A 6,229-nucleotide genomic window follows, 5' to 3' on the forward strand; every position below is an offset into this window, starting at 1 on the left:
AAACCTTTATTAAGGTGCGGTTTCTCTATATCGGAGAAACCGTATTTTTATGTTTGTAAAGATTACTATCCGAATATTCGTTCACTAAATGTTTTAACTGCGTCTTTCTTGCATACAAAGTAAAATATACGAATGGTGGCAACCTTAATGAGTATTTCACGTTCTATTTAAATGTTTTAATGATTTATTAAAAAAGACACTGTTTCCAGTGTCCCAACTTACTACGAGAGTTTTATCCCACATTAACAGGCAGTAAGACCCCCACCTCACAATTCAGCGGAAACAAAGAAGTTAGGTGGGGATGAACAAAACCCCCACTGATTAAAGTTTCACCTTATGAGGAAACTTAAATAGGTGAATCTATGTTTCTCTATAATATATGAAACTACAATTAGAAAATCACATATTTTTTAAAGGAGTTAATGGGTAATTGTACGTGCTAAAATCTTTATTAAAAATATCCTGTACTAATTGGATAGTTTCATAGTCATAAAAGCTATCGTATGTTGGGAGGCGTGGGAATAAAGGATCGGTAATATCAGCATCTGCAAAATTACCTTTAAAAATCGCCCTGTCTTTCTGATGATGCCATGATTTGGTTAGTATGTGTAAAGGAGAAGTTTTTAATTGATATGTTTGTTCTAAGCGCTCAATTTCAGTAGAGAAATTTTCAAGGTAGATATACTTTGTAACAAACTCTTCCTCACCTGGTTCATATTGCTGCATTAAATGTGGATCTACTTGTTCTAAATCTATCATTTGCTCTTTTAAGTAGTAGAGAAAGATTTTAAATGAAATAGGTTTATTACAAAATTCATTACCGTAATAAAAATTCCGAATAGGATTCCATGTTGGGTTTTCTATGTAAGGGGGGGCAATTAGTGAAAAAAATGAACTTACAGCTCTTGTATAGGGGTTCCTCACTAATTTATAGGTATCTTTTCCGTTTGTATATAAAGCCGCAGCTAGTTCAATAAAGTAGTCCGAGGAGTTTTTGTATATTTCATTTTCATAATTATGGATGAAAGAATCGTATTTTATGGCTTCTTTAAATAAATCTATTTGATAAAAAAACCAATGTGCAAGAGAGGTACAGCCACTTTTTTGACTCCAAAATAAAATCAAAGGGAAGTTAGAATTAAAGAGGGGAACGCGTCCGTATTTAATAATATTTGAAAAAGACATTGCTAGCCTCCATTCAGTTAGGTCAAGTACTTTTAGTTTATGAATAAAGGACTTGGCATATGAACAAGGGAAGAGAAGGAAAATAAATAATTTAAAATAATATAATTCTGGAATGAAAGAGTTATTTTATAGAAATGTGAAAAGAGCACACAGAAAATGTGTACTCATAACAATCTAAATTATTTTAAGGACCATGATATATCATCAAGGGCTTTATAAATATAACTATACATACGGTAAAAGATATGCTTCGGATTGTATTTTTGTTTCCAGTTCATAATAATCACCCCTCATACAAATAGTTTAATTACATTATATAGTTGTTAATTCGAACGTTAAGAAAATATGATGTGAATTAAGATAAAATTAAACAAAAGAGTTATTTTATGTAGAAACAATAAAAGAACCCGCTGTTTATAAACGGATTCTTTGTAACAGGAATACGAGGGATCTGGTCTAGAGCAACCTTATTGATTCCTTTTGATAATACCTTATGTAAAGGAATCAATAAGGTTAATGAAATCTAAATATAAAACAAAAAGAGCACATGTTGATATGTGCTCTAAGATAATCATTCTATACTAGTATATGTACTGCATTATGCAATTGTTACTAAAATTAATTTCAGTGTTTAAAATTAGAGGTTTCTTTTAACGAAACCTCTAAAAAGATAACTAAATTTACGTTATTGTAAATTCAATTGCGATAGGAGTTCCTCCATCTAGGACAGCTCCCCCTACAATAGTAGCAGCTGTAGTAGTCACACCAGTAATAGTATCACCTGTTTGAATAACGCCATTAATATAAAGCGTTAAAAAAGCATAAGAAGCAGGGAATGTTGTTACAGCACCAGTGTCATCAGTGAAGTCTGTGTTAGCAAAAGTTAAATCTGCTCCAGCGACAGTCCCTGTTGCTGCTGTACTTACAAATCGTCTTCCAGCTATAAAGGGCTTAACGATAGGCATTTATGTTCACCTCTTTTTGAGAATAAACTCAGACAAGTTTTTTTAAAGTCTTGTCCGGTATTGTATTCTATGTTGTGCTTCCTTCAAAAGATACGGCTTGTACACTAGTAAAAAAGTATAATTCTTATTTGTTTATTAAATGATGTATAAAATTAAACAAAATAATCCTTTGAAAAGAAAGTGAGGTTAAAAGAATGGAGGGTAACGTAAAGCTTTTAGGTGATGATGGAATGTTAGGGATGGAGTTCAAGGAAAGAACGATTTGTGTTTATAACACAGAAGTCGATGTGATGGAATTATTTTCTACGAGAGTGCACAATCAAAAAGTCATTGATTTTCTTGAAGAATGTAAAAAGGAAATGAAGTAAAAGTTCAACAGAGTAGATCGAACGGAGGGAACCGTATCGTATGAATCAATTTTTATTTTTTAAAGACATCGATGAAAAGGAGATGCGAAGACTTGTGGTGAAAGAGCTGAAAAACTACAAAGCATTGTGCGTCCGGATGAAAAATCAAGAAGAGCAGGAAAATTAGCGAAGGAAGTGAAAAGAAGCAGAAGAAAAAGATGATTCTGTAAAAAGCAACCATTTGGGTGCTTTTTCTTTTACACAAAACAAACAAACTCAATGAAAAAAACAGCGATGTATGAGATTTTTATACTAGTGAGTTTGAAATTTAATTATAAATATAGAGTTGGATTTTTTAAGATACACAAATAGTTAGCAACATATAGCAACTTCAGTGCTAGATGGAAGAATTAATTTACGTGGAATTGTAATAATCTCAAGAGCCATCTGTGCTGAATAGAGAAGTATTGGAGTTAATTCTAAAGCGTGAGTTAATAATAATATAAAGCTCGTTAGGATTGCAAAGCTCCCCCAAAAGAAACTTTTTGAAGTGTTACGGAAATCTTTTATTAAAGAAAAGAAAGAAAAAAATACTGTAATAATGAGTATCAAAAATTTATATTTATCAGTCATTAAACTCCTCCTTGAGACCAGTAACTTATATTATAACGCATTTTTCTGTATTATAATAAAAAAGATTTTGAAATGAGTAGTTTAAAGTCGTAAATACCGCAACTTAAAGGTATGACGGATTACCTTGATCGTAAAGGTTGGTGGTATGAAGTTAAGGGGAATTCTAGTTTAGTAGAACAGAAAATTTTAAAAACGATAGGACATAAAAAGAGGATTACTTATTATGAGTATTCCTCTTTTTATAATGTTACCTCGTATAAATATGATTAGATATAGAAGATTTCTGTTTTAATACATAATAAGTAATACATGTAAGTCAGAGGTTCGCCGGAAATTTCAAGTATATTTAAAAAGAAAAAAATGAGAATTTGAATTTAATTAATTACTATTGAAATAGCACTAAAAACTAATAAGACAGCCATAATGATGTTAAATGATGTAGTATGTTTTAATAAAAGTTTTTGGAACATAGAACCAAATAAGCTCCAACTGAATGTACTCATTAACCCGACTACACCTAGAAATAATGAGAAGAGTAGAAAACTTGAATATGAATTATAGTAAGGGAGAATAAAAGTTGACACTACAGTCAGCCCGAATAGTATCCCTTTAGGATTAACAAATTGAAGAAAAATCCCGACTGTAAATAAGTTTTTATTATGTTTTTTATCTGGATCTGCACTAGTTTTACTAGTGAGTATTTTAAAGGCTAAATATAGCATGTATGCTACACCTAAAATTTTTAAAGGGAATTCAATTATAGGTAGGATATTAATTAGTACAATATTAAAGAAGCTACATAATGAAGTGAGGATGAAAAAACCGAAAGCTACTCCAAAGCAAAATTGCATACTCTTTTTTAAACCATGTTGATTGGCGTATGTCATAGCTAAGAAATTGTTAGGACCGGGTGTGAAGCTACTTATAATAACAAATAACAAAAAAGAAAATATAGGCATTTCAAAACCCCCTAATTATTTGGTGTATGTTATAATGACCGAAAAGAACAATATAACGTGTGCTTTTTATTATACATAACGGTCGTTATATTGTATATAGTGTAGGAGTGTTTCTTATGGAAGAAATTCAACTTATTCTGGCAAAAAATTTAAAAACAATACGAGAGAAAGAAAAATTAAGTTTAGAAAAAGTTGCTCAATTAACAGGTGTGAGTAAAACAATGATTGGACAAATTGAACGTGGAGAGTCGAGCCCAACATTAACAACGATATGGAAAATAGCTAATGGGTTGAAAGTGTCTTTTACTTCTTTAATTAATAATCCCCAACCGGATACGAAAGTCGTTTTACGAAGTGATGTTCAAGCATTATTAGAAGACAATGGGAGATATAAAGTGTATCCATCTTTTCCTTTTCAAGATGATAGGAACTTTGAAATCTATACGGTTGAAATTGAAACAGAAGGGAAATTAAGTTCGGAAGGCCATAAAGAAGGGACCGAAGAATTTATAACGGTGTTTGAAGGGGAATTGACAATTGAAATAAATGATTGTCAATATACATTAAATAGCGGAGATGCAATTCGCTTTAAGGCGGATAGACCACACTTCTATCATAATTCCGGAAGTACGCTAACTCGGTTAAGTATGACCATTTATTATCCAACTGCATAAACTTGTTATGGCATCAAGAATATAAAGAAGTGTGTTTTGATAAACCATCTATAAAAGATGGTTTTATTTTTTGAAATTCATAAAAAAAGACACTCGTTTGAGTGTCAACATAGTATTGCTCTCGCGTATAGGATTGGAGTATGTTTCTCAAAACCGTATTGAGATGGTTCGCATTTAAGAAACTGTCTTCTTAGTTAATGTAACATCAGCAGAAAGAAGTGTAAATTGATAATGTATATACGGAAAATTTAGTATAGATATTTTCTACTATTAATATAGTGCAAAGTGTTTTTTATTGCTTAATCATTATCGTGTAGTTATTGAAAGAATAGTAGTTTTAATTACATATTCGTTTCCATTTGACCATTTAAGAACGATTATTATAAAAAAGAACGAATCATTTTTTAATCAATTCGTATAATTGTTAAAGAGGCACCGGTTGAACCACCTCCAACTAAATTAACTACGGATAATATGCCGAATAGTTGAAGTGAAATTGTATTACCTGCAATAAAATTGGTTATTAAATTATTATTATAATTTGAAGTTGATATTGCGGGTGAAAAAATAGATCCAGGAATTGGAGTTGAAGAGTTTAATAGTAGCCTTGTACCAGCAAGTAGCGCAGTTGTCGTATTAACTTGATAGGTTAAATAATACCTCCCAGTAACAGGAATTGTAAATATATCATTTGAAGCGTTCACTGTAAAATTACCGAGACTTTGGTTATTAGAAAGTGGAATATTAGTTCCACCTAATATGACTGAAATCGGACCACCTAATGTATTATTAGCGAACATAGAGTTTGTTGTGATAATAGGCCCAGTAATGCCCGTAGATCCAGTAATGCCTGTAGATCCAGTAATGCCTGTAGGCCCAGTAACGCCCGTAGATCCAGTAATGCCTGTAGGCCCAGTAATGCCCGTAGATCCAGTAATGCCCGTAGGCCCAGTAATGCCCGTAGATCCAGTAATGCCCGTAGGCCCAGTAACACCTGTAGGCCCAGTAACGCCCGTAGATCCAGTAATGCCTGTAGGTCCAGTAACCCCTGTGGGCCCAGTAGGACCTGTAAGTCTGTATGGAAGAATAATTTCAAGAGCCAGTGATAATAGTTCTTTTTTTATTTCTTCATTCTGATCTTGAATATAAATCACCTCATTTTTAAATTAGAACGTAACCGATTTAGTATTTTGAAATGGAACTATCGTTTTATTATATTAATACTTCTAGTTATAGCAACGGTAAAAAGTTTACTACATGTAAAAATCATTTAAGAATGAAAAAATTAGTGATGGAATTCTTCTTAAAATGATAGATGTATTATTTTGTTGATTAGTAAACAAAATTGTGGAGGTATTAACTTGAATCGTAATGACAAATTATCGTTGAATAAAGGTATGGTTGGACCAGATAATATTGGACCTACCTTTCCGGCTCTTCCGCCAATTTATATTCCAACAGGTCCG

The 6,229-nt window shown here is 32.0% G+C and carries 10 protein-coding genes; 5 read left to right on the forward strand and 5 right to left on the reverse strand.

Translation table 11 applies throughout. The annotated features are described in order from the left end of the window. Positions 1-399 precede the first annotated feature (399 nt). Positions 400-1,185 carry a sulfotransferase family 2 domain-containing protein gene (locus tag ACZ76X_RS17415; RefSeq protein WP_479851155.1) on the reverse strand — a complete coding sequence of 262 codons (786 nt, stop codon included), beginning with the start codon at positions 1,183-1,185 and terminating at the stop codon, positions 400-402. Between the two features lie 680 nt (positions 1,186-1,865). Next, on the reverse strand, positions 1,866-2,150 hold the full coding sequence (locus ACZ76X_RS17420; protein WP_001123250.1) for a DUF4183 domain-containing protein: 285 nt from the start codon (positions 2,148-2,150) through the stop codon (positions 1,866-1,868). A 194-nt stretch (positions 2,151-2,344) separates the two neighbouring features. On the opposite strand from ACZ76X_RS17420, the gene ACZ76X_RS17425 reads away from it, so the two are divergent. Next, complete coding sequence (locus ACZ76X_RS17425; protein WP_479851156.1) at positions 2,345-2,518, forward strand: hypothetical protein; 174 nt, start codon at positions 2,345-2,347, stop codon at positions 2,516-2,518. A gap of 40 nt (positions 2,519-2,558) precedes the next feature. Further along, positions 2,559-2,684, forward strand: coding sequence for a hypothetical protein (locus ACZ76X_RS17430; protein ID WP_479851157.1), 126 nt, complete (start codon positions 2,559-2,561; stop codon positions 2,682-2,684). 185 nt (positions 2,685-2,869) lie between these two features. On the opposite strand, the gene ACZ76X_RS17435 is transcribed toward ACZ76X_RS17430, so the two are convergent. Then, the gene (locus ACZ76X_RS17435) at positions 2,870-3,130 is read right to left on the reverse strand and encodes a hypothetical protein (protein ID WP_479851158.1); all 261 of its coding nucleotides are present in this window, start codon (positions 3,128-3,130) and stop codon (positions 2,870-2,872) included. A 93-nt stretch (positions 3,131-3,223) separates the two neighbouring features. Here ACZ76X_RS17435 and ACZ76X_RS17440 point away from each other — a divergent pair, with 93 nt between their 5' ends. Further along, positions 3,224-3,400 (forward strand): N-acetylmuramoyl-L-alanine amidase C-terminal domain-containing protein, encoded by a 177-nt coding sequence (locus tag ACZ76X_RS17440; protein ID WP_479851178.1) that lies wholly within the window; start codon positions 3,224-3,226, stop codon positions 3,398-3,400. A 104-nt stretch (positions 3,401-3,504) separates the two neighbouring features. Here the strand turns inward: ACZ76X_RS17440 and ACZ76X_RS17445 are convergent, their stop codons facing one another. Beyond that, positions 3,505-4,089, reverse strand: a complete 585-nt coding sequence (locus tag ACZ76X_RS17445) for a LysE family transporter (RefSeq protein WP_429678620.1) — start codon at positions 4,087-4,089, stop codon at positions 3,505-3,507. A 59-nt stretch (positions 4,090-4,148) separates the two neighbouring features. Here ACZ76X_RS17445 and ACZ76X_RS17450 point away from each other — a divergent pair, with 59 nt between their 5' ends. Next, positions 4,149-4,763: a helix-turn-helix domain-containing protein gene (locus ACZ76X_RS17450; RefSeq protein WP_479851159.1), complete on the forward strand. Its 615-nt coding sequence runs from the start codon at positions 4,149-4,151 to the stop codon at positions 4,761-4,763. Between the two features lie 404 nt (positions 4,764-5,167). On the opposite strand, the gene ACZ76X_RS17455 is transcribed toward ACZ76X_RS17450, so the two are convergent. Beyond that, positions 5,168-5,917 carry a BclA C-terminal domain-containing protein gene (locus tag ACZ76X_RS17455; protein WP_479851160.1) on the reverse strand — a complete coding sequence of 250 codons (750 nt, stop codon included), beginning with the start codon at positions 5,915-5,917 and terminating at the stop codon, positions 5,168-5,170. Between the two features lie 207 nt (positions 5,918-6,124). Here ACZ76X_RS17455 and ACZ76X_RS17460 point away from each other — a divergent pair. Beyond that, positions 6,125-6,229 (forward strand): exosporium leader peptide-containing protein (locus ACZ76X_RS17460; RefSeq protein WP_479851179.1); only part of this gene is annotated, 105 nt, incomplete at its 3' end.

The organism is Bacillus sp. BC05(2025), assembly GCF_056725905.1.